The organism is Rhodococcus sp. Ni2 (assembly GCF_021352185.1).
GTDB classification, from domain to species: Bacteria; Actinomycetota; Actinomycetes; order Mycobacteriales; family Mycobacteriaceae; genus Rhodococcus_F; species Rhodococcus_F qingshengii.
This window is the reverse complement of record NZ_WOXZ01000002.1, coordinates 2380363-2400779: the sequence shown is the minus strand read 5'-3', so window position 1 is coordinate 2400779 and position 20417 is coordinate 2380363. Positions and strand designations below refer to the sequence as shown.

Below are 20417 nucleotides of genomic sequence, written 5' to 3'. Positions count from 1 at the left end.
GAACGGTTTCCACGCTAGTCGAGTAAACCGGCCACTTCGTGGTCTGTCAGTGTGGTTCTCGGCACTCGTCCCTCCGCCGTCACGAGTTCGACGGCGCGGTAGAGCGGACGCTCGGCGAGTCCGGCGCCGCGGGCTTCGGCACGCAACTGTTCGATCAGCACCGAGGACAACGCGGCAGCCGGTACCAACTCGCTGGCCGCCAGCGCGTCGGCGAGCTTGCGGAGTGCAAGGATCTCCAACTCGCGCCCACCCCCCGCGGTATACAGCGCGAGCGGGATCCGCACGGTGGACCGTCCGTCGCCGAGCGTCAAGCTGACTTCGCTGATCCGGCCGGATCGCACCGTCAATGCCGCCGTGAGTACCTCGGCCACGTCGACGTCGTTGGTTCGAAAACCAGCTTGCGCACGAACTCTGTTGCCGTACAACGTGATATGTCGGCGCAGCGTCATCAGGATCGCCAGTGACGTCGGCACCGCGATGACGGCACCGACGATCACTCCAACGGTCGCCGTCGAGAACACACTGACGATCAACCCGACGACCACACCGAACACCACGACAACAACGGCGAACTTCTTCAGCCGCGGCGCGATCAACGCCACGGGAACCAGATCGAGCGAAACCGGTTCGGCCTCAGTGCTCAACGAGTTCCCCGAGCTTGTCGACAACCTGGTCGAGCGCCACTGTCTCCTGCTCACCTGTTGCCAACTGTTTGACAACGACAACGCCCTCTTCGAGTTCACGCTCGCCGAGAACCAAAGCGATCGCGGCACCCGAACGATCAGCTGCCTTCATCGAGCCCTTCACGCCACGGTTTCCGTACGCCAGGTCGACGCGAATCCCATTGGCACGCAACTGATGTGCGATCTTCACCAGTGCAGCCTTCGCCTCGGCACCCATCGGTACACAGAAGACGTCGACACGCGCCGGTGGCGCAACGGACTTGCCCTCGGCCTCGAGCGCGAGAACCGTGCGGTCGACGCCGATTCCGAACCCGATGCCCGAGAGCGGCTGTCCACCCAGCTGTTCCATCAGACCGTCGTAACGACCACCACCACCGATTCCGGACTGCGCACCCAGTCCGTCGTGCACGAATTCGAAGGTTGTCTTGGTGTAGTAGTCGAGGCCGCGGACCATGCGCGGGTTGACGACGTACGGAACGCCCAATGCGTCCAGGTGCGCTAGCACCTCGTCGAAGTGCGCCTTGCAGCTCTCGGACAGGTGATCGAGCATGAGCGGTGCGCCGGCCGTCATCTCGCGTACATCTGGGCGCTTGTCGTCGAGCACGCGGAGCGGGTTGATCTCGGCGCGTCGACGCGTGTCTTCGTCGAGTGGGAGTGCAAAGAGAAACTCCTGCAGCAGTTCGCGATACTGCGGCCGGCAGGTGTCGTCACCGAGAGAGGTGATTTCGAGGCGGAAGCCGTCGAGCCCCAACGACCGGAATCCGGCGTCGGCGATCGCGATGACCTCAGCGTCGAGCGCGGGGTCGTCGATCCCGATGGCTTCGACGCCGACCTGCTGCAACTGGCGGTAGCGACCGGCCTGCGGGCGCTCGTAGCGGAAGAACGGGCCCGCGTAGCTGACCTTGACCGGCAACTGTCCACGATCGAGGCTGTGCTCGATGACCGCACGCATGACTCCGGCGGTTCCCTCGGGACGCAACGTCACCGAACGGTCACCGCGGTCGGCGAATGTGTACATCTCTTTGCTGACGACGTCGGTCGACTCACCGACACCGCGAGCGAACAGGCCGGTGTCCTCGAAGATCGGCAATTCGATGTGGCCGTATCCGGCCAATCTCGCGGCGCGCGTCAAACCGTCACGAACGGCGACGAATTCGGCTGACTGCGGCGGAACGTAGTCCGGAATGCCCTTGGGTGCAGAGAAGGTGCTGGCTTTACTCACGAGAGGTACTTTTCCTTATTCTTGTGCGCTGAGTCCAACGAGAAACGGATTCGAGCTTCGCTCGGCGCCGATCGAACTGTTGCCGCCGTGCCCGGGCAGGACCACTGTCTCGTCACCGAGTACCAATAGCTTGCGGGCGATCGAAGCGAGCAACTGCTCGTGATTTCCGCCGGGCAGGTCGCTGCGCCCGATGGAACCCTGGAACAGGGTGTCACCGGTGAACGCCAAATCCACGGGCCCGCTCTCGGTGTTCGCCTGGGTGCGGAACACCACCGATCCCTGCGTGTGCCCGGGTGTGTGGTCCACGACGAACGTCATTCCGGCCTCGGTGATCTTGTCTCCGTCGGCCAGTTCGATCACCTCGTCCGGCTCCACGAACGTCATGCCTTGAATGAATTCCTTCATCGTCGGGCCGATCCCCCGTGCCGGATCGCTGAGCATGTAGCGATCCTCGGGATGGATGTACGCGGGTACGGAATACCGCTCACAGACCTCGCGGGCCGACCACACGTGATCGAGATGACCGTGCGTCAGGAGGACCGCCGTGACCGACATGTCCTTGGAGTCCAGATATTCGAAGAGCGGCTCAGCTGCATCCTGACCCGGATCTACGACTACGCACTCGCACGCGTCGTCCTGAGCGAGTATGTAGCAGTTGGTTTGGAACATCCCGGCCGGAAAACCAGTGACGAGCACGGGGGCAACTCCTCTTCGAAGGGTGGAAACAAACAACACGCTGTCGGTTACAGCCTAAGCTGCTGCCCCGCCAGTAAGTTCTCAGGTTGCAATGGGAGACTCTGACGACGAGTAGAGCCGCTTGCCGAAGCCGACCCCCAGGGTGTCGCTCGGCCGGCCGACCACGATCCACCCGCGATACGGAGGACTACAGCAGTGCCGAGTAACGAGCAACGCCGCGAGGCGGCGAAACGCAAGCTCGAGCGTCAGCTCGAACGTCGCGCAGAACGTGCCCGCAAGCGCAAGCAGATGACGATAGCCGGAACTGCGCTCGGCGTGGTCGTCGTAGTCGGCGTCGTCGGTGGACTCATCTGGCTGAGCAATCGCAGTGACGACGACGCGAACACCACCAACACTGCTGCCGACGACTCGAGCCTCACGCCACAAACCGCGGGTGCAATGCCGGCCGGTCTGTCGACGCCACTGGCCGACACGGTTTCCTGCTCGTATCCAGCCGACGGCGCTACCGCGTCCAAGGCCAACAACCCTCCTCGTACCGACGGGATTCCCACCACCGCGCCGGACGCGACGCCGAGCATCAGCGTCGAGACCTCGCAGGGAAACATCGGGCTCACACTCGACGGAACGAAGTCTCCGTGCACCGTCAACAGCTTCGTGAGCTTGGCGCAGCAGGACTACTTCAACGACACCACCTGCCACCGCATGACGACGAGCCCCTCGCTCCAGGTGCTGCAGTGCGGTGACCCGTCGGGCACCGGCACCGGCGGACCGGGCTACGGCTTCGACAACGAATTCCCCACCACGGCGTATTCCACCACCGACCCGGCAGCGCAGGAGCCCGTCACCTACGCGCGCGGCACGGTTGCGATGGCCAACACCGGGGCACCCGGTAGCAACGGCAGCCAGTTCTTCCTCGTCTACGGCGACTCACAACTCCCCCCGCAGTACACGGTTTTCGGCACGATCGACGAAACCGGGCTCGCCACTTTGGACAAGGTCGCGGCCGGCGGATCGACGCCAGAGGGTGACGGCAAGCCGAATCTGACCACCGACATCAAGACAGTAAGGCTCGACTGATGCGACGTAATCCTGTGATGCGCTTTCCTGTAGTTATTGCCGCCGCCAGCGCCGCGGCGCTGCTTCTGGCTGGTTGTTCCAGTGATTCCGGTAGCTCGGACTCGCCGTCCAGCACCTCCAAGGCGAAGACGACAACGGCTGCCATGCCGCCGCTCGACATGTCACAGTTCGACGCACTCCCGCCTGTCCCGACTCCGGCCTCGGCGACCGTCGACTGCTCGTACCCGAGCGCGGCGGGTGCAGCAAAAACCGTCAATCCGCCGAACTCCACGGGTGTGTCCACCGAGGGAACCGTCAACGTCGCGCTCACGACTACGGCCGGCCCGATCGGGATGGAACTGAACCGGGCGGAAGCCCCCTGCACGGTCAACAGCATCGTGAGCTTGACCGAGCAGAAGTACTTCGACGACACCCCGTGCCATCGACTCGTCACCACACCCGGTCTACAGATCCTGCAGTGCGGCGATCCCTCGGGCAAGGGCACGGGCGGACCAGGCTATGGCTTCGACAACGAGTACCCGACCACTGCCTACCCGGCTAACGATCCGGCACTCTCCTTGCCTGCCGTCTACCCCCGCGGCACGCTGGCAATGGCCAACTCGGGTAAACCGGGCAGCAACGGCAGTCAGTTCTTCCTCGTCTACGAGGATTCGGTCTTGCCGCCCAACTACACGGTCTTCGGAAAGATCGACGACGCCGGCCTGGCGACGATCGAGAAGATCGCGGCCGACGGCGACGACGGTGGCATGGGAGCAACCGGCGGCGGTGCACCCAACACCCCGATCACCATCGAGACTGCAGTAGTCGCCTGACCCCCTGTGCGCCTTTATTAACCGCCCGCGGTTAATAAAGGCGCACAGCAGTTTACGAGGCAGAGGTCACGCGGTAGACGTCGTAGACGCCTTCCACGTTACGAACCACGTTGAGAACATGACCCAAGTGCTTCGGGTCGCCCATCTCGAAGGTGAACTTGCTGATCGCCACTCGGTCACCTGAGGTGGTGACCGAGGCCGACAGGATGTTCACCTTCTCGTCTGCCAACGCCTTGGTGACGTCGGAAAGCAACCGATGACGATCGAGTGCCTCGATCTGGATCGCGACCAGGAACACCGATGTCGCTGACGGTGCCCATTCGACGTCGATGATTCGCTCCGACTGATCGTGGAGCGAGTTGGCGTTGGTGCAGTCGGTACGGTGCACGCTGACCGCGCCGCCACGCGTGACGAAGCCCAGAATCGAATCGCCCGGTACCGGCGTGCAACACTTCGCGAGTTTTGCCACCGTGCCCGGTGCTCCGGGAACCAGAATTCCGGAGTCACCCGTACTGCGGGTGCGCACCGGCATGGTCGACGGCGTCGAACGCTCGGCCAGTTCCTCCTCGACGGCGCCGACGCCGCCCAGATGAGCAACCAGTCGCTGCACGACGTGGTGCGCCGACACCTGACTCTCGCCTACGGCCGTGTACAACGCCGAGACGTCGGGATAGCGAAGTTCGTGCGCGATCGTGCTCATCGATTCGGCATTCATCAACCGCTGCAACGGAAGTCCCACACGGCGGACCTCCTTCGCGATCTGATCCTTGCCGGACTCGAGCGCCTCCTCGCGGCGTTCCTTCGCGAACCACTGACGGATCTTCGCCTTGGCACGCGGCGAGACGACAAACGTCTGCCAATCACGGCTCGGCCCGGCGGTGGCAGCCTTCGACGTGAAGACCTCCACCACTTCGCCGTTTTCGAGAGTTCGTTCCAGCGCGACCAGTCGGCCGTTGACCCTGGCACCGATGCATCGGTGCCCGACCTCGGTGTGCACCGCATACGCGAAATCGACGGGGGTCGATCCGGCAGGCAACGTGATGACGTCGCCCTTCGGCGTGAAGACGAAGATCTCCTTGACCGCGAGGTCGTAACGCAACGATTCGAGGAACTCCCCCGGATCGGCCGCTTCACGTTGCCAGTCGAGTAGCTGACGCATCCACGCCATGTCGTCGACCTCGGCGATGTCGCCCGCGTGCTTGCCCTTGGTCTCCTTGTACCGCCAGTGCGCGGCGATACCGAACTCCGCGGTCCGGTGCATGTCCTGGGTCCGGATCTGGACCTCCAGGGGCTTGCCTTCCGGTCCCACGACGGTGGTGTGCAGCGACTGGTAGACGCCGTAGCGCGGCTGTGCGATGTAGTCCTTGAAGCGTCCGGCCATCGGCTGCCACAGTGAGTGGACAACGCCGACCGCGGCGTAACAGTCACGCACTTCTTCACACAGGATGCGGACGCCGACCAGATCGTGGATGTCGTCGAAATCGCGGCCCTTGACGATCATCTTCTGATAGATCGACCAGTAATGCTTGGGCCTGCCTTCGACGATGGCGTTGATCCGCGAGGCGGACAGGGTCGAGTTGATCTCGGCGCGAACCTTGGCCAGATAGGTGTCACGAGAAGGCGCGCGATCGGCGACCAGTCGAACGATCTCGTCATACTTCTTCGGGTGCAAGATGGCGAATGAGAGGTCCTCGAGTTCCCACTTGACGGTCGCCATTCCTAGTCGATGTGCAAGTGGCGCAATGACTTCGAGAGTCTCTCGCGCCTTACGTGCCTGCTTTTCTGGCGGCAGGAATCGCATCGTGCGCATGTTGTGCAGACGATCCGCGACCTTGATCACGAGCACGCGCGGGTCCCGCGCCATCGCGATGATCATCTTGCGGATGGTTTCGCCCTCGGCGGCGGTGCCCAGAACGACCTTGTCGAGTTTGGTGACGCCGTCGACGAGGTGAGCGACCTCGTCACCGAAGTCCTTGGTCAACTCTTCGAGTGAGTACCCGGTGTCCTCGACGGTGTCGTGCAGCAGGGCTGCGACGAGGGTGGTGGTGTCCATACCCAACTCGGCCAGAATGCTTGCGACGGCCAACGGATGCGTGATGTACGGATCGCCGGACTTGCGCCGCTGGCTCGAATGTCTGTCCTCGGCGACGTCGTACGCACGCTGGAGCAGCGCGAGGTCGGCCTTCGGATACAGCTCACGGTGGAGGCTGACCAACGGCTCGAGCACCGGGCGGATGGTGGCGTTGCGCTGACCGGTGATGCGTCGAGCAAGCCGAGCGCGCACCCTACGGGAGGCGGAAGCGGGCACGGCCAGATTCTGCCCACCCCGATTGCCGGCAGTTTGCGCAGATCCCGAATCGTCGGGCACCGCGGACTTCGATGGTGTCGTCTCCGGAGCCGGAACTGCACCCGTCTCCTGCGACACTGCACCCGAGTTCTGTGATCGATCAAGATTCGACGTCATGTCGCCACCTCCTACCACCGAGTTGGTTGAGGCAACCGCCCTGCATCGGGTAATTGCCCTGGAGGTCTAACTCGACCCCCAGGAGACAACTTTAATACTCAGACCTTCACCAGTGATGTCAGTGGGTACTTCAAGAAGCGATCTCGACCGCGCAGTTCCTCGATCTCGAGCACCACTGCGACGCCGACGACGTTCGCTCCACCCAACTCGACCAACTGTACAGCAGCCTCGAGTGTCCCTCCGGTAGCCAGAACGTCGTCGATCACCAGAACATTCCGCCCGGTGAGATCGAAGCCGTTTGCGGGAATCTCGAGAGTCGAGGATCCGTACTCGAGGCTGTACGAACGAGAGAGCACCGGCGGCGGCAGTTTGCCGACCTTCCGCACGGCAACGACTCCCGCACCCATCTTCGCGGCCGCACCGGCACCGAGCAGGAATCCACGAGCATCGACGGCGGCGATCGTGTCGGCGTCCGGAGCACAGGCGACAAGGGCATCGAGCACGGCCCCGAACCCCTCGGCGTCGGCGAACACCGGAGTCAGATCGGCGAACCGAACACCGGGACCGGGAAAGTTGTCCGCCCAGCGGGTCAGCCGAACAACTGCGTCCCCGGCAGCCCGGTGGATTGCGATCAATTCTTCAGTCGTGTGCAAGGCAACACCATTCGAGACGCTCATCTGCGTAGTACCCATCTGTCCATGTTCCAGCCGGTAGCGGCCCGAGTCGGATTGACCAACACTGCCGACATGCCTGGAGCTACAGCGACAGTTCGTAGTTGATTGAACAGTGGAATCGTAGGCACCTGGGTCCACAGGATGTTCTCCGCCTCCACCGAGAGTCCCAATTGCGCACTCGTGCTCGCATCCACGTTCAACTGATCGATGATCTGATCGATCCTGGCATTTCCGTACGTACCGAGGTTTGCGCCGTTGCCCGATCGCAGCGCTCCGCGCGCGTCGATCATGCTCGCTGTTCCGCCTGCGCCGACTTTGCCTGCCATGCCGGAGAGCACGGCGTCGACTCCCCCACTCTGCAGACTCGCGGGATCGAAGCTGTCGCTACTTGCGTCCTCGACCGTGATTCCCGCCGGAGCACACGCGGCTTTCGCTTCGGAGACGATCTGCGCCCGCACCGGGTCCGGTGCGAGGTACCCGACCCGGACGGTCAACTGGTCGAGGTCGGCTTCCGACAACGACGTCTTCGCAGCCTCGATGTCGGCATTGGCGTACCGATCACCGTCGACCGCAGCGGCGTCGCTGTAAACGAGTGAATCCGGCGCCATCAGTCGCGAATCGACCACGCCGGAACCCAAACCCGCCTGCGGCGCATTCTCCGTCTGCCCGAACTTCTCGAACAGAGTCGTACGCGGAACACAATGCGCGAACGCTCGACGGGCGGCTTCGTCGCCCAGCGAACCAGAGGTCGCGAGAACGAACTGCTCGATCGACCGCGACGGAATCTGTTGGACGTCGAACCCGGACGGAGTACCGAGTTCGCCAGCCGAGCCGGAAGCGACGTCGACTACCTCGATCGAGTTCTTGTCGAGATCCTCGGTCAGATTCACACCACGTGGCCAGACGACGATGCGATCGGTCGCAGGCTTGTTGCCCCACCACCGCTCGTTCGCGACCAGCACCAGGCCGTCGTCGGTACTGTACGAGTCGATTCGATACGGACCAGCGGAGGGCAGTACGGAGGTGTCCACCTGACCTGGAGTCAGGTTCCACCCGGTGTTCCAGAAGTCCGCGATCTTCGACAACGCTTCGGTGTCACCGGCATTCACCGCGCTCACCACGTCGCTGACACCCGTGCGCTGCGTCACGACGTGTGAAGGCATCAACGCAGTCGCACCGAACAACGACCGCCAATCGGTGAACGATCGCCCGGGTTTGAAGAACACCGTCGCGTCCTTCGCCCCGCTCTGGCAGTCGATCCGGTCGATGTCCGCGTATCCGAGATTGTTCGCCGTGTCGAACATGGGCTTCACGGCACCATCGACGTCTTCGGTGAACTTGCCACTCGACGCCGCCCAGGTGAGGACGAGATCGTCACAGGACATCGGAATCCCGTCGGAGTACACGGACGCCGGATTGAGCTTGTACGAGACCGTGAGCACGTCACCGGGCAACTCAGACGCCGTTCCGATGTCGGTGTCGGAGACAGGTGCTCCGGCCGGGCCGGTGAACGTGAAGCCGGGAAGCACCCGGCCGAACGCGGCCATCGCCCCGGACACCGATCCAGCTGTCGTGTTGGCGTTGTACGTGGAGATGGAGTTGTCGATGGCATATCCGATGGACGGAACCTGCTCGGCGCTTTCCGAGCAGGCCGCCAACGAACCCGCAGCCACAGCGGTGGCCGCAACGAACGTCATCGATCGAACCAGTGTGCGTGTTCTTGGGAGCATGTTCAGTGCCCCTTCTTGTTTCGCTTTCCGGTCGGCCGCGCACCCGGCTGCGGAGCAACCGGCGCACGGCGTGCAACTGGTGCGCCGACGGCAACCGTCTGCGTACCCTTCTCGGCCAGCGTAGCCCGGCGCGAGAGCACCTTACGAGTGTGCGCGGCAACGGGTCCCCAGCGTTCCTTCATCGACACCAGGAGCGGCGTCGCGAAGAAGATCGAGGAGTACGCACCCACGATGATGCCGACGAGCTGAACGAGCGCAAGGTCCTTGAGTGTGCCGACGCCGAGCATCCAGACCGCGACGACCATCAGAGCGATCACCGGGAGCACACTGATGACGGTCGTGTTGATCGATCGCATCAAGGTCTGATTCACCGCGAGGTTGGCCTGCTCGCCGTACGTCCGGCGCGTCAGATGCAGAACACCGCGGGTGTTCTCTTCGACCTTGTCGAACACCACCACGGTGTCGTACAGCGAGAAGCCGAGAATGGTGAGCAAACCGATCACCGTCGCGGGCGTCACCTCGAAACCGACGAGCGAGTAGACGCCGGCAGTGACGATGATGTCGAAGAACAACGCAACGATCGCAGCTACCGCCATGTCCCGCTCGAAGCGGATGGCGATGTAGATACTCACGATCACCAGGAACACAATCAGCGCGATCAGCGCCTTCTTGGTGATCTGGCCGCCCCAGGTTTCACTCACGTCCGCAAAACTGATGGCTTGCGCCGACGGGTTCCCGTTCTTGTCCTTGGGCTGGAACTCGTCGAAGAGAGCCGACTGAAGATCGTTGATCTGCGTCGCGTTCAACGTCTCCGACCGGATCTGCACGGTTGCGCTGGCACCCGAGCCGACTGTCTGCACGCTGACCGGTTCGAACCCGAGTGTGTCGGAGTAGACGGTTTCCACCGCCGACGTCTCGACTCCGCCCTCGGCCGGGAACTGAATGCGTGATCCGCCTTCGAAATCGATACCGAAGGTGAAGCCGCGCAGGATGATGCTCAGCAGCGCAATGGCGACCAGAGCGCCGGTCAGTCCGTAGTAGAAGCGACGCTTGCCGACGACCTCGAACGCACCCGTTCCGGTGTACAACCGCGAGAGCCAGCTGTGCTTGGGCATCGCGCCCTGATCGACGCCTGAGTCAGTGATCTCCGACCGGGCCGCCGCATCGGCGGACTCGGCGGCGGAACTGTTGGTGGACCCCACCGGGGAGTTGTTGGACTCGCTCATGCTCGTGTCTCCTTAGCCGACGCAGCGGCGGCAACCTTACGTTCGCGGGCAACCTCTTGCACTGCGCCGAGACCGTTGACGCTGGGCTTGGACCAGAACGCCGAACGGGACGCCATGCTGACCAGTGGCCACGTCACGAGGAACACGACAATCACGTCGAGAATGGTCGTCAGACCCAAGGTGAAGGCGAAGCCTCGCACCTGTCCGACCGCCAGCACGTACAGAACTGCAGCGGCGATGAAGCTCACCGCGTTGCCGGAAAGAATTGTTCGGCGTGCTCTTGCCCAACCGCGTGGCACCGCCGAGCGGAAGCTACGGCCCTCACGCATTTCGTCCTTGATGCGTTCGAAGAACACGACGAACGAGTCGGCGGTCATACCGATACCGATGATCAGACCAGCCATGCCGGCCAAGTCGAGCGTGAAGCCGATGTATCTGCCGAGCAGAACCATGATCGCGTAGACCATGACTCCGGAGAGAATCAGCGACAACGCCGTCAGGACGCCGAGCATGCGGTAGTAGACGAGGCAGTACAGCAGAACGAGAACGAGACCGACCGCGCCGGCGATCAATGCCGCCTGCAGTGAGGCCAGGCCGAGCGTGGCCGAGACCGTCTCGGCCTCAGAGGCTGCGAACGAGAGCGGAAGCGAACCGTACTTCAGTGTGTTGGCAAGTTCTTTGGCACTCTCGGCAGTGAAACTGCCCGTGATCGAGGTGGCGCTACCCGCAGGCGTTGCACCTTGAATCGTGGGAGCGCTGACGACCTTCGAGTCGAGCGTGAACGCTGCCTGCTTGCCGATGTTGGCTGAGGTGAACTCGGCCCAGGTGTTGCTGCCGGTCGTCTTGAACGAGAGGCTGATCTCGTGGCGCGACTGCTGCGAGTTGAAGACCGAAGACGCGTCGGCAATCTCCTGGCCGTCGATGATCGAAGGACCGAGGAGATAGATGTTCAGTCCGTCTTGCGAGCACGCGACCAGCGGCAGGGTCGGGTCGTCGTTTCCACGGAGCGGATCCGCGACGGAGCAGTCGAGGTTCGCCACTGCTTGCTGCTGCACTGTCGGATCGCTGCTCTGCCGGAGGGCGCGCGCTGCGGCGATTTCCGCTGCTGCTGCGTCGCCTTCGTCGGTGCCGTCGCTCGGAGCGTCCCCGGTGGGGGCCGGAGTCGTTGTCTGCGGCGCGGGCGTTGCCTCGGGAGTAGTCGGGTCCTGAGCCAGGAACGGACGGTTCTGCGGCGTCTGCGTCCCGTCAGCGGGTGCTTCGGGGGCCGGTGCATCAGTGGCCGGAGTTTCGGCCGCCGGCGCCTCAGGCGTAGCTGTCCGATTCGCGTCACGGGTGGCGACGTCGATCGAACCCGTCACCGGGCGGATGTACAGACGAGCGGTCTGGCCGAGCGAGCGAGCCTGCGCACTGTCGTCGCCGGGAACGGTGATGACGAGGTTGTCACCGTCGACAACGACCTCGGAACCGGAAACGCCGAGACCGTTGACGCGGGTCTCGATGATTTCCTGAGCCTGCTTGAGACTGTCCTGACTGGGAGCGCTGCCGTCCGGGGTACGAGCGGTCAACGTGACGCGCGTTCCACCCTGCAGGTCGATGCCGAGTTTCGGCGTGGCCGACTTGTCTCCAGTGAAGAACACCAGGGCATACAGTGCCACTACCAGGACCCCGAAAAGGGCCAGGTAGCGGACCGGATGCACCGTTCCGGTGGAAGGTGCCACGATCTTTAAGTCTCCTCGGTAGGTGCAGAGCTTCAGTAAGTGCACGGCTCGGGTGGTCGACGACCACCCGAGCTGCGGCGTTCGAACTGCAACGATTGATCAACGGGGTGAACTGAGCTGCTGGTGTAAGAGCGGACAAGACAATCTGGACGTGTGTCCGAGTTCACAACTCTAGAACACGTACCAGTTCGACGAAGTCAGGACTCCTTGGTGAGCCGGATTTCGGTGTCGGCAGCAGACTCTTCGATCTCGGAAATCGAGTCGTCGTCGTACTCGTCGGTCTCGGTCGTCTCGACGACGCGCTCACGGATGACCAGACGCGACCAGGTGGTGATGACACCGTCCGCGATCTCGAGGTCCACGGTGTCGTCGTCCAGGGAAGCGATCGTGGCGTAGAGCCCGGCCGTGGTCTGCACCCGATCGCCGACTTGCAGCGAGTCCTGCATCTCGGAAGTCGCGGCCAAGGCCTTCTTCTGCTTGCGCATGCCCAGGAACATGGGCACCAGCAGTGCGAGGATCAAGAGGGGGAAAAGCAAACTCGACATGTGTTGATCAACCTCGGTTGTGTTGCACGTTTTACGCCGCGATGGTCCCGGATGGACCTACGCAATACACCAGTGTGCCATTAGTTGCTGAGGATTCCTGACAGATCGGCCGTTCAAGTAGGCCTTTCCAGTCGAAATTCACTCGCCGTTCGGATCGAACAACGTGGCCTGCGGTTCGTTGACACGAACCTCGATACCCCCCGCTGCGGCATCCGGCGGCGGTGTCATTCCGAGTTGAGTCCAGGCAGCGGCGGTAGCCACACGTCCTCGCGGCGTCCGGGCGATCATTCCGGCCCGGACCAGGAACGGCTCGCACACTTCTTCCACCGTCGACGGTTCCTCGCCGACGGCCACCGCAAGCGTCGACACGCCGACGGGCCCGCCGCCGAACGAACGCACCAAAGCACTCAGTACCGAACGGTCGAGACGGTCCAAGCCCAACTGGTCCACGTCGTAGACGGCCAAGGCCGCCTGAGCGACGTCCATGGTGACGATTCCGTCGGCGCGCACCTCGGCGAAGTCGCGAACCCGGCGCAGCAATCGGTTCGCGATACGCGGTGTCCCCCGCGAGCGTCGTGCGATTTCGGCACCGGCGTCAACTTCGAGATCGACGCCCAGAATTCCGGCCGAACGCATCAGAATCTGTTGCAGCTCTTCGGGTTCGTAGAAATCCATGTGAGCGGTGAACCCGAAGCGGTCGCGCAACGGACCGGTCAGCGCACCCGACCGCGTAGTCGCACCGACCAGCGTGAACGGTGCAACCTCCAGAGGAATCGACGTGGCGCCCGGCCCCTTACCGACGACGACGTCGACACGGAAGTCTTCCATGGCCAGGTACAACATCTCCTCGGCCGGACGAGCGATTCGGTGAATCTCGTCGATGAACAACACGTCGCCCTCGACGAGGTTGCTCAGCATCGCAGCCAGGTCTCCGGCGCGTTCGAGCGCCGGTCCGGACGTCAACCGCAGAGAAGAGCCCAACTCCCCCGCGATGATCATCGCCATCGACGTCTTGCCGAGCCCGGGGGGACCGGACATCAGGATGTGATCAGGCGTGCTGCCGCGAAGTTTTGCTCCGGTGAGCACGAGCTGCAGTTGTTCGCGAACACGAGGTTGACCGATGAAGTCGTCGAGACTCTTGGGGCGCAGACTCGCTTCGACATCACCGTCTCCCGCCACCAATTCGGCAGAGACCTGCGACTCGTCGTCGAAATCGTCGATCGGGTCGAAGTTCATCGAGTCTTACCGAGCAGCGACAGAGCAGAACGCAGTGCGACCGACGTGGTGGCCTCGGGCGATTCCGCCAGAACCGAATCCGTGGCCTGCTCAGCCTGCTTGATCGGGAAGCCCAGACCTTCGAGAGCCTCGACGATCTGATCACGGATCGAACTGCCGACGACGACACCGGACGCCGCGCCGGCCGTCGTCGCGACGGCGTCGACCTTGTCACGCAGTTCGACAACCATGCGCTCGGCGCCGCGTTTTCCGATACCGGGCACCCTCGTCAACGCCGTCAGGTTGCCTTCCGAGAGCGCCCGCCGCAGCGCGTCCGGTTCGAGAACTGCGAGAGTTGCCATCGCCAGGCGCGGTCCGACTCCGGAAACCGTCTGCAGGAGGCTGAACAGGTCCTTCGACTCGGTATCGGAAAAACCGTACAGCGTCATCGAGTCTTCGCGAACGATCATCGTCGTGAACAGTCGCGCTTCGCTTCCCCGGTGCAGCGCACCGAGAGTCACCGGGGTGGCATTGACCCGATAGCCGACACCTGACGCTTCGATGACCGCGTGATCGAGCGCAATATCGAGTACCTCGCCGCGTACCGACGCGATCATCGTGAACCTGCCTTCTTCGTCTCGGCCAATTTTGCCTGATACTTACGCATTTGTTCAGCGGCCATCGCCTCGGCGCGGGCCATCCGCTCGATCATCGGTGCTCGCCAGCAGTGACAGATCGCCAGCGCCAGAGCGTCGGCAGCGTCAGCCGGTTTCGGCGCCGTCTTCAAATTCAGAATTCGCGTCACCATCGCAGTGACCTGCGCCTTGTCGGCGTTACCGCTGCCGGTGACGGCGGCCTTCACCTCGCTGGGCGTGTGGAAACACACCGGAATGCCGCGTCTGGCGGCAGCGAGCGCGACAACTCCGCCTGCTTGCGCCGTCCCCATCGCGGTACTGACGTTGTGCTGCGCGAACACGCGCTCGATCGCGACCACCTCCGGCTTGTACTGCTCGATCCACAGTTCAGCCGCATCGGAGATCCGCAGAAGCCGAGAACCGAGGTCCATTTCGGCCGGAGTCCGCACCACGTCGACCGCAATGGGGCGCACTTTCCTGCCGTTGCTCCCGTCGACCACTCCCAACCCGCAGCGAGTCAAGCCTGGGTCCACTCCGAGCACGCGCACTTGTCACACCTCTCCATACCGAACAGCTGTTCGATAGCTTAGCGGTGCGCGGGACTACTACCCCGCATCAACACGCAACCCGGCCCGGACGCGGACGTCAGGGCCGGGTTGAGTTGAAAAGCAATCAGTCTTCGAGCGCCGCGAGAACCTCGTCGGACAGATCGATGTTGGTGTAGACGTTCTGCACGTCGTCAGAATCTTCGAGCGCGTCGACGAGCTTGAAGATCTTGCGTGCGCCGTCGACATCCAAGGGAACCTCGACGGAAGCGCGGAAATCGGCTTCGGCGGAGTCGTAGTCGATGCCGGCTTCCTGAAGTGCCGACCGTACGGCAACCAGATCCTGTGGCTCACTGACGATTTCGAAGGTGTCACCGAGATCGGTGACTTCCTCGGCACCGGCGTCGAGCACAGCCATCAGGACGTCGTCCTCCGACTGGCCGTTCTTCTCGAGCGTGACGACACCCTTGCGAGCAAACAGGTAGGAGACGGAACCCGGGTCAGCGAGGTTGCCACCGTTACGGGTCATCGCGGTGCGAACTTCACCGGCTGCGCGGTTGCGGTTGTCGGTGAGGCACTCGATCAGGACGGCGACGCCGTTGGGTCCGTAGCCCTCGTACATGATGGTCTGCCAGTCTGCGCCGCCCGCTTCTTCACCGGCGCCGCGCTTGCGCGCACGCTCGATGTTGTCATTGGGAACAGACGTCTTCTTCGCCTTCTGGATGGCGTCGTACAAGGTGGGGTTGCCCGTGGGATCGCCACCGCCGGTTCGTGCCGCCACCTCGATGTTCTTGATCAGCTTCGCGAAGGATTTGCCACGACGTGCGTCGATCACAGCCTTCTTGTGCTTGGTGGTGGCCCATTTTGAGTGGCCGCTCATGCGATTCAAGCCCCTTTCCTGCTGCGTTGCGCACGCCGAATGCGCGTCTTTCAGCTCTGCCGATGTTACCCGTCCCACGTCACAACTCGCTGCATCCCCCGACACGAATTAGTCAAACCGCGCATTGTTTGCATAGAATGCAAACATGTTTGTCCGAATAGATCACGCCTCCACAACTCCACTCGCGGAGCAGATTGCAGCCGGGGTTCGTGGCTCGGTCATCCGCGGTGAGATCGGACCAGGTGACCGCCTGCCGTCCGCTCGCGCTCTCGCCGAGTCGATCGACGTCAATCTCCACACGGTTCTTCGTGCGTACGCAACACTCCGCGACGAAGGCCTGATCGACCTCCGACGCGGACGTGGCGCCGTCATTCGCGCCGAATTCGACTCGGGAAGAACAGCTCTCAACGAATCTGCGCGCGAGTTCGTACGGCAGGCCCGAAATCTCGGACTCGACACCGCGCACATGCTCGACCTCATCAAGGAGACCAGCACACAATGACGACCAGCAAGATCCGACTCTGGACAGCAGCTTCGCTGACTCTGATCCCGACCCTGATCCTGGTTCTCGCACGCTTCGCGTGGGGTGACCGCCTACCCGAGACCGTCGCGAGCCATTGGTCCGGATCGACCCCGGACGGCTTCAGCACCACGACGACGTTTTTCGCCATCGCGCTGGTGATTTCTCTGGTGGCTGTCGTTTGCGCCTGTGTCGTCGCGGCCCGTTCGAGCGACAACGCGCCCTTGTTTCTCGCCGTAACCTCGATCTCGAGTGCGACACTGGCGACGATCTGGATTCTGAGCGTCGCCCTGACGATCGACGCCGGGTCGCCGGAAGCCGCGCGTATCGGCTGGTGGATTCTTGCGCCGATCGCGGCGGTACTCGTAGGAGTTCTGGCATACGCGCTGCCTGACCAGCAACGAAGCGGACCGGAGTCGCCACTGCCGACCCCGACGCTCGACACTCCGCTGACGGCCTCCGAACGTGCAGTGTGGGTCGGGCAGGTCCGCAGCGTCTGGCCGTGGATCGTTACCGCCGGCCTCGTAGTTCTCGTGATCGCGACTGCCGCGTACTCGGATTGGTGGGTTGCCGTGATCCTGGGTGTGTCCACCCTCGCCGTCACAGCATTCGCGTCGGTCACCGTGCGCGTCGACCGTCACGGTGTCGGCATCAGTTCCTGGGGCGTTCAATGGAAGAAGATCCCCATCTCGAAGGTGAAGTCCGCATCAGTCGACGCGATACGTCCGGCCGAATGGGGCGGATGGGGTTACCGAATTACACCGCGCGGAACAGCCGTCACTCTCCGCTCGGGTGAGGCCATCGTGGTCACTCTCGAGAACGGACGACTGTTCGCCGTGACCGTCGATCACCCGGAAGACGGTGTGAAGCTGATCAATTCGTTGGTTCAGGCTGGTTGATTCACGAACAACGTCAATTCACGAACAACACGGCAGCGGCATTGCCGGCGAGGTAGAAGCCGGCAATGCCGAACACCCAACCCATCGCGCTGTCGCCGTAGCGAGACATCAGCGAGTCCACCCCGCTCAGCGGCTTGTCCAGTCGGTCGCCGGCCACGATCCGCCCGCACAACAGAAGCACTGCCGGAGTGGCCATGATCAGGCAGTATCCGGCAAGTATCGACGCAGACGTGACTGCGGACAGCCCAGCAGCGGTGATCATCGCGATCGCCGCCAAGTAGGGCAGCATCGTCACCAATTCGGCGGTTCCGGCAGCAATCGCCAGAAGTACAACACTTCTCGCGGAACTGGCCGAGCCGAGCACCCGCTCTCGCCAAACATGGGTTCGATCGGCCTGACCGGATGTGCGCCTCTTCTCGGAATCGAATCGAAAGCTCCACGCGAACAACGCGATACCGAGAATCAACTGCGCACCGCGGGCGGCGGGGGTTTCGAGCAGCGGGGCGACGACAGGCATACCTGCCCGTGCCGTCGTCCAGACTGCCACCCCGACAACAAAATAGAACGTCGTGATGACCACCAGATACGTCAGCAGCCTGCGAACCTGCGGTCGTCCCGGCATCAACAACATCCAGACCGGGACGACCAAAGTTCCGATGCTCGTACTGTCCAGCAGGGCGAGCCCGCCCAGGGACGTGATCAGGACGAGTTCCACGTCAGTCGTTTCGGCGCTCGAGCATCGCTGTCTCCCTCGTTCGGACTGCATTCACGATGTCGAAGGCACCGATGATCGCGAGGATCACGCCGAGTGGCCCGCCGCGAAACCAGAAGAACTCGGCGTCACGCGCGAACAGCCACAGACAGCCGCCACCGACGACCAAGAGAATGCCGATCATCAACTCGAAGCGAATTTTCATACGTCGAGCCTGTCTTCTCTCTCGAATCCGCACATCAGCCATCGGAACAACGCCGACCTCATCATTTGGTATGACAAGTCAGGCGCCCCGATGTGCTCTGATAAGTCTGTGGTGACCAGAAGTCGGAGTGTCGGCAAGTGGAACGATCCGCTCATCGCCTTCGGCCTGTTCGCGATCGGGGTACTCCTCTACCTGGTCGGCCTGTACCAAATGTGGACAGATGTCGGAGGTGTCGCCGACGTTCCCGCCGGGGTTCGGATCGGGATGCTGGCTCTGCTGTGTGCGATCGACTCGTTCCGGCGGGTGCGTCCGGCAACGGCCTTGGCGGCGGGGGCCGTCATCGTCGCGGTCGACGCCGCCCTGGGACCCACTCTGCCGATGTGGCTGGTCCTCTCGGATCTCACCTACGCCGCAGTTCTGTACGGGACGGCGCGGTTGGGCCGAGTGGTCTGTTCTCTGACCGCAGTGACGGTTGCCGCGCTCACAGCCCTCGTCTACCTGTCCGCCCAGGACGTCCGCGCTGCGGCTGGGGCAGGCGTCGTGACCGCTCTGTTCTTCGGTACACCGGTGTGGTGGGCACTGGTCATCCGTCGACAAGTCGAACTGACCGAGGCCGAACGCGAGCGTTCCAGAGTCCACGAAGCACTCGCCGCTCTGGACCGCGAGGCCGCGGTCGCTCACGAACGCGCGACCATGGCGCGCGATCTGCACGACGTGATCGCAAGCCACCTCTCCGCCATCGCCATCCATTCGGAGGCGGCACTGTCCACCTCAGCTCTCGCCGCTGAACGGGGTGAACCCGACGACGGTTTGCGGGAGATGATCGGGGCGATCAGATCGAGCAGTCTCGCGGGCCTTTCCGAGATGCGGTCGATGATCGAACTGCTCCACGCCGGGGACGACGAGACCCCGGACCCGCGTTCCTCTCCCCCGAGGCTGACCGAGTTACCCGTAGTCCTGGATGCAGTTCGGGCAGCCGGCGCCGCCGTGCACGTTGCGATCGACATCGATACTGCCGACCTGCCGAGCGTGGTCGATCACACGGCGTACCGGATCACCCAGGAAGCCTTGACCAACGCACTCAAACATGCGCCCGGTGCGCCGATCTCGATGTCGATCTCTTTCCAGCACAATGCATTACAGATCGAGATCCGAAACCCCGTCGGTCGCGACACATCCAGTTTTCGGGCGGGAACGCACGGACTTGCAAACATGCGTCACCGCGCCGAACTGCTGGGCGGTTCACTCGACGCACTTCCGGTCGACGGAGAATGGACGGTATGCGCACAGCTACCGGTCCCCGCGCCGAACGGAACGGATCGGTGATCACCGTCGCCCTGGTCGACGACCACGCCGCGATCCGGTCGGGACTCGCGATGATCCTGCGGCAGCACGACGACATCGATGTCGTCGCAGAAGCCGGTGACGGAGCGTCGGCGATCACCGTCACCCGCACGCATCAACCCGACGTCGTACTCATGGACGTCCGGATGCCAGGCACCGACGGCATCGAGGCGACGCGTCAGATCATCGGGACGACCCGCAGCCGGGTTCTGGTGTTGACCACCTTCGACCTCGACGAATACGTCTTCGCGGCCCTGCGCGCCGGTGCTTCGGGATTCCTGCTCAAGACTGCGACCGCGGACGAGCTGACCAGCGCTATCCGCAACGTCGCGGCCGGAGATGCAGTGCTCGCTCCGCGCGCGGCGCGTGTCCTGATCGGCGAGTTCGTGCAGCGCGCACCCAAACCCACCGAACCGCTGGGATTGAGCGAGCTCACCGACCGTGAACGCGAGGTCCTCGCGCTGTTGGGTACGGGTATGTCCAACGCCGAACTGTCGCGTGAACTCGGAGTCGGTGCTCCGACGGTGAAGTCGCACGTGTCGCGAGTTCTGTCGAAGTTGCACCTCACCTCACGCGTCCAGGCGGCGATCCTTGCCCGCGAACTGGAGCTGTAGG

Annotated in this window: 21 protein-coding genes; 6 read left to right on the top strand and 15 right to left on the bottom strand. The window is 63.2% G+C overall.

Annotated features, from left to right (window positions below):
* Positions 1-14 precede the first annotated feature (14 nt).
* Genes GN300_RS24810 through GN300_RS24800 form a run of 3 tightly spaced genes read right to left on the bottom strand, consistent with a single transcriptional unit; the run spans position 15 to position 2601 of the window.
* On the bottom strand, positions 15-644 hold the full coding sequence (locus GN300_RS24810) for a hypothetical protein (RefSeq protein WP_042919891.1): 630 nt from the start codon (positions 642-644) through the stop codon (positions 15-17).
* On the bottom strand, positions 634-1905 hold the full coding sequence (hisS, locus tag GN300_RS24805; protein WP_007732972.1) for a histidine--tRNA ligase: 1272 nt from the start codon (positions 1903-1905) through the stop codon (positions 634-636). Before hisS ends, GN300_RS24810 begins: the two co-directional genes overlap by 11 nt.
* 15 nt (positions 1906-1920) lie before the next feature.
* Positions 1921-2601, bottom strand: a complete 681-nt coding sequence (locus GN300_RS24800) for an MBL fold metallo-hydrolase (protein ID WP_007732970.1) — start codon at positions 2599-2601, stop codon at positions 1921-1923.
* Between the two features lie 195 nt (positions 2602-2796).
* Here GN300_RS24800 and GN300_RS24795 point away from each other — a divergent pair, with 195 nt between their 5' ends.
* Together GN300_RS24795 and GN300_RS24790 are read left to right on the top strand one after the other, a co-directional pair.
* Positions 2797-3678 (top strand): peptidylprolyl isomerase, encoded by an 882-nt coding sequence (locus GN300_RS24795; RefSeq protein WP_003943303.1) that lies wholly within the window; start codon positions 2797-2799, stop codon positions 3676-3678.
* A complete protein-coding gene (locus tag GN300_RS24790; protein WP_370333875.1) occupies positions 3678-4490 on the top strand; it encodes a peptidylprolyl isomerase in 813 nt (270 codons plus the stop codon). Before GN300_RS24795 ends, GN300_RS24790 begins: the two co-directional genes overlap by 1 nt.
* A 52-nt stretch (positions 4491-4542) precedes the next feature.
* Here the strand turns inward: GN300_RS24790 and GN300_RS24785 are convergent, their stop codons facing one another.
* From GN300_RS24785 to GN300_RS24740, 10 genes are all read right to left on the bottom strand, one after another.
* Positions 4543-6954 carry a bifunctional (p)ppGpp synthetase/guanosine-3',5'-bis(diphosphate) 3'-pyrophosphohydrolase gene (locus tag GN300_RS24785; protein ID WP_063316442.1) on the bottom strand — a complete coding sequence of 804 codons (2412 nt, stop codon included), beginning with the start codon at positions 6952-6954 and terminating at the stop codon, positions 4543-4545.
* Between the two features lie 98 nt (positions 6955-7052).
* Positions 7053-7631 (bottom strand): adenine phosphoribosyltransferase, encoded by a 579-nt coding sequence (locus tag GN300_RS24780; protein ID WP_007732962.1) that lies wholly within the window; start codon positions 7629-7631, stop codon positions 7053-7055.
* Positions 7628-9358 carry an ABC transporter substrate-binding protein gene (locus GN300_RS24775; RefSeq protein WP_003943316.1) on the bottom strand — a complete coding sequence of 577 codons (1731 nt, stop codon included), beginning with the start codon at positions 9356-9358 and terminating at the stop codon, positions 7628-7630. Before GN300_RS24775 ends, GN300_RS24780 begins: the two co-directional genes overlap by 4 nt.
* Positions 9359-9360: 2 nt before the next feature.
* A complete protein-coding gene (secF, locus tag GN300_RS24770; RefSeq protein WP_007732958.1) occupies positions 9361-10584 on the bottom strand; it encodes a protein translocase subunit SecF in 1224 nt (407 codons plus the stop codon).
* Entirely contained in the window at positions 10581-12302 is a 1722-nt protein-coding gene (gene secD / locus GN300_RS24765) for a protein translocase subunit SecD (protein ID WP_007732956.1), read from the bottom strand. Before secD ends, secF begins: the two co-directional genes overlap by 4 nt.
* Positions 12303-12499: 197 nt before the next feature.
* Entirely contained in the window at positions 12500-12847 is a 348-nt protein-coding gene (gene yajC, locus GN300_RS24760; protein WP_003943339.1) for a preprotein translocase subunit YajC, read from the bottom strand.
* A gap of 138 nt (positions 12848-12985) precedes the next feature.
* Entirely contained in the window at positions 12986-14083 is a 1098-nt protein-coding gene (gene ruvB, locus GN300_RS24755; RefSeq protein ID WP_003943304.1) for a Holliday junction branch migration DNA helicase RuvB, read from the bottom strand.
* Positions 14080-14679, bottom strand: a complete 600-nt coding sequence (gene ruvA, locus GN300_RS24750) for a Holliday junction branch migration protein RuvA (RefSeq protein WP_007732953.1) — start codon at positions 14677-14679, stop codon at positions 14080-14082. Before ruvA ends, ruvB begins: the two co-directional genes overlap by 4 nt.
* The gene (gene ruvC / locus GN300_RS24745; protein WP_003943325.1) at positions 14676-15245 is read right to left on the bottom strand and encodes a crossover junction endodeoxyribonuclease RuvC; all 570 of its coding nucleotides are present in this window, start codon (positions 15243-15245) and stop codon (positions 14676-14678) included. Before ruvC ends, ruvA begins: the two co-directional genes overlap by 4 nt.
* Positions 15246-15369: 124 nt before the next feature.
* Entirely contained in the window at positions 15370-16122 is a 753-nt protein-coding gene (locus GN300_RS24740) for a YebC/PmpR family DNA-binding transcriptional regulator (RefSeq protein ID WP_063316443.1), read from the bottom strand.
* A 145-nt stretch (positions 16123-16267) separates the two neighbouring features.
* Between GN300_RS24740 and GN300_RS24735 the strand changes: the two genes are divergently transcribed.
* Both GN300_RS24735 and GN300_RS24730 read left to right on the top strand, forming a co-directional pair.
* Entirely contained in the window at positions 16268-16624 is a 357-nt protein-coding gene (locus GN300_RS24735; RefSeq protein WP_063316444.1) for a GntR family transcriptional regulator, read from the top strand.
* The gene (locus GN300_RS24730) at positions 16621-17541 is read left to right on the top strand and encodes a hypothetical protein (protein WP_007732948.1); all 921 of its coding nucleotides are present in this window, start codon (positions 16621-16623) and stop codon (positions 17539-17541) included. Before GN300_RS24735 ends, GN300_RS24730 begins: the two co-directional genes overlap by 4 nt.
* Before the next feature lie 13 nt (positions 17542-17554).
* Here GN300_RS24730 and GN300_RS24725 read toward each other — a convergent pair whose 3' ends face one another.
* A complete protein-coding gene (locus GN300_RS24725; protein WP_063316445.1) occupies positions 17555-18256 on the bottom strand; it encodes a GAP family protein in 702 nt (233 codons plus the stop codon).
* Position 18257: 1 nt separating this feature from the next.
* Entirely contained in the window at positions 18258-18458 is a 201-nt protein-coding gene (locus GN300_RS24720) for a hypothetical protein (RefSeq protein WP_063316446.1), read from the bottom strand.
* A gap of 111 nt (positions 18459-18569) precedes the next feature.
* On the opposite strand from GN300_RS24720, the gene GN300_RS24715 reads away from it, so the two are divergent.
* Both GN300_RS24715 and GN300_RS24710 read left to right on the top strand, forming a co-directional pair.
* Complete coding sequence (locus GN300_RS24715) at positions 18570-19784, top strand: sensor histidine kinase (RefSeq protein ID WP_233405694.1); 1215 nt, start codon at positions 18570-18572, stop codon at positions 19782-19784.
* Complete coding sequence (locus tag GN300_RS24710; protein ID WP_063316448.1) at positions 19739-20416, top strand: response regulator transcription factor; 678 nt, start codon at positions 19739-19741, stop codon at positions 20414-20416. Before GN300_RS24715 ends, GN300_RS24710 begins: the two co-directional genes overlap by 46 nt.
* The last annotated feature ends 1 nt before the right edge of the window (position 20417 follow it).

Coding starts and splice junctions, on each gene's coding strand:
- GN300_RS24775 (WP_003943316.1), bottom strand. CDS start 9,358: ATGCTCCCAAGAACACGCACACTGGTTCGATCGATGACGTTCGTTGCG.
- GN300_RS24735 (WP_063316444.1), top strand. CDS start 16,268: ATGTTTGTCCGAATAGATCACGCCTCCACAACTCCACTCGCGGAGCAG.
- GN300_RS24790 (WP_370333875.1), top strand. CDS start 3,678: ATGCGACGTAATCCTGTGATGCGCTTTCCTGTAGTTATTGCCGCCGCC.
- GN300_RS24710 (WP_063316448.1), top strand. CDS start 19,739: ATGCGCACAGCTACCGGTCCCCGCGCCGAACGGAACGGATCGGTGATC.
- GN300_RS24740 (WP_063316443.1), bottom strand. CDS start 16,122: ATGAGCGGCCACTCAAAATGGGCCACCACCAAGCACAAGAAGGCTGTG.
- GN300_RS24780 (WP_007732962.1), bottom strand. CDS start 7,631: ATGAGCGTCTCGAATGGTGTTGCCTTGCACACGACTGAAGAATTGATC.
- ruvB (WP_003943304.1), bottom strand. CDS start 14,083: ATGAACTTCGACCCGATCGACGATTTCGACGACGAGTCGCAGGTCTCT.
- GN300_RS24730 (WP_007732948.1), top strand. CDS start 16,621: ATGACGACCAGCAAGATCCGACTCTGGACAGCAGCTTCGCTGACTCTG.
- GN300_RS24720 (WP_063316446.1), bottom strand. CDS start 18,458: ATGAAAATTCGCTTCGAGTTGATGATCGGCATTCTCTTGGTCGTCGGT.
- ruvA (WP_007732953.1), bottom strand. CDS start 14,679: ATGATCGCGTCGGTACGCGGCGAGGTACTCGATATTGCGCTCGATCAC.
- secF (WP_007732958.1), bottom strand. CDS start 10,584: ATGAGCGAGTCCAACAACTCCCCGGTGGGGTCCACCAACAGTTCCGCC.
- GN300_RS24785 (WP_063316442.1), bottom strand. CDS start 6,954: ATGACGTCGAATCTTGATCGATCACAGAACTCGGGTGCAGTGTCGCAG.
- yajC (WP_003943339.1), bottom strand. CDS start 12,847: ATGTCGAGTTTGCTTTTCCCCCTCTTGATCCTCGCACTGCTGGTGCCC.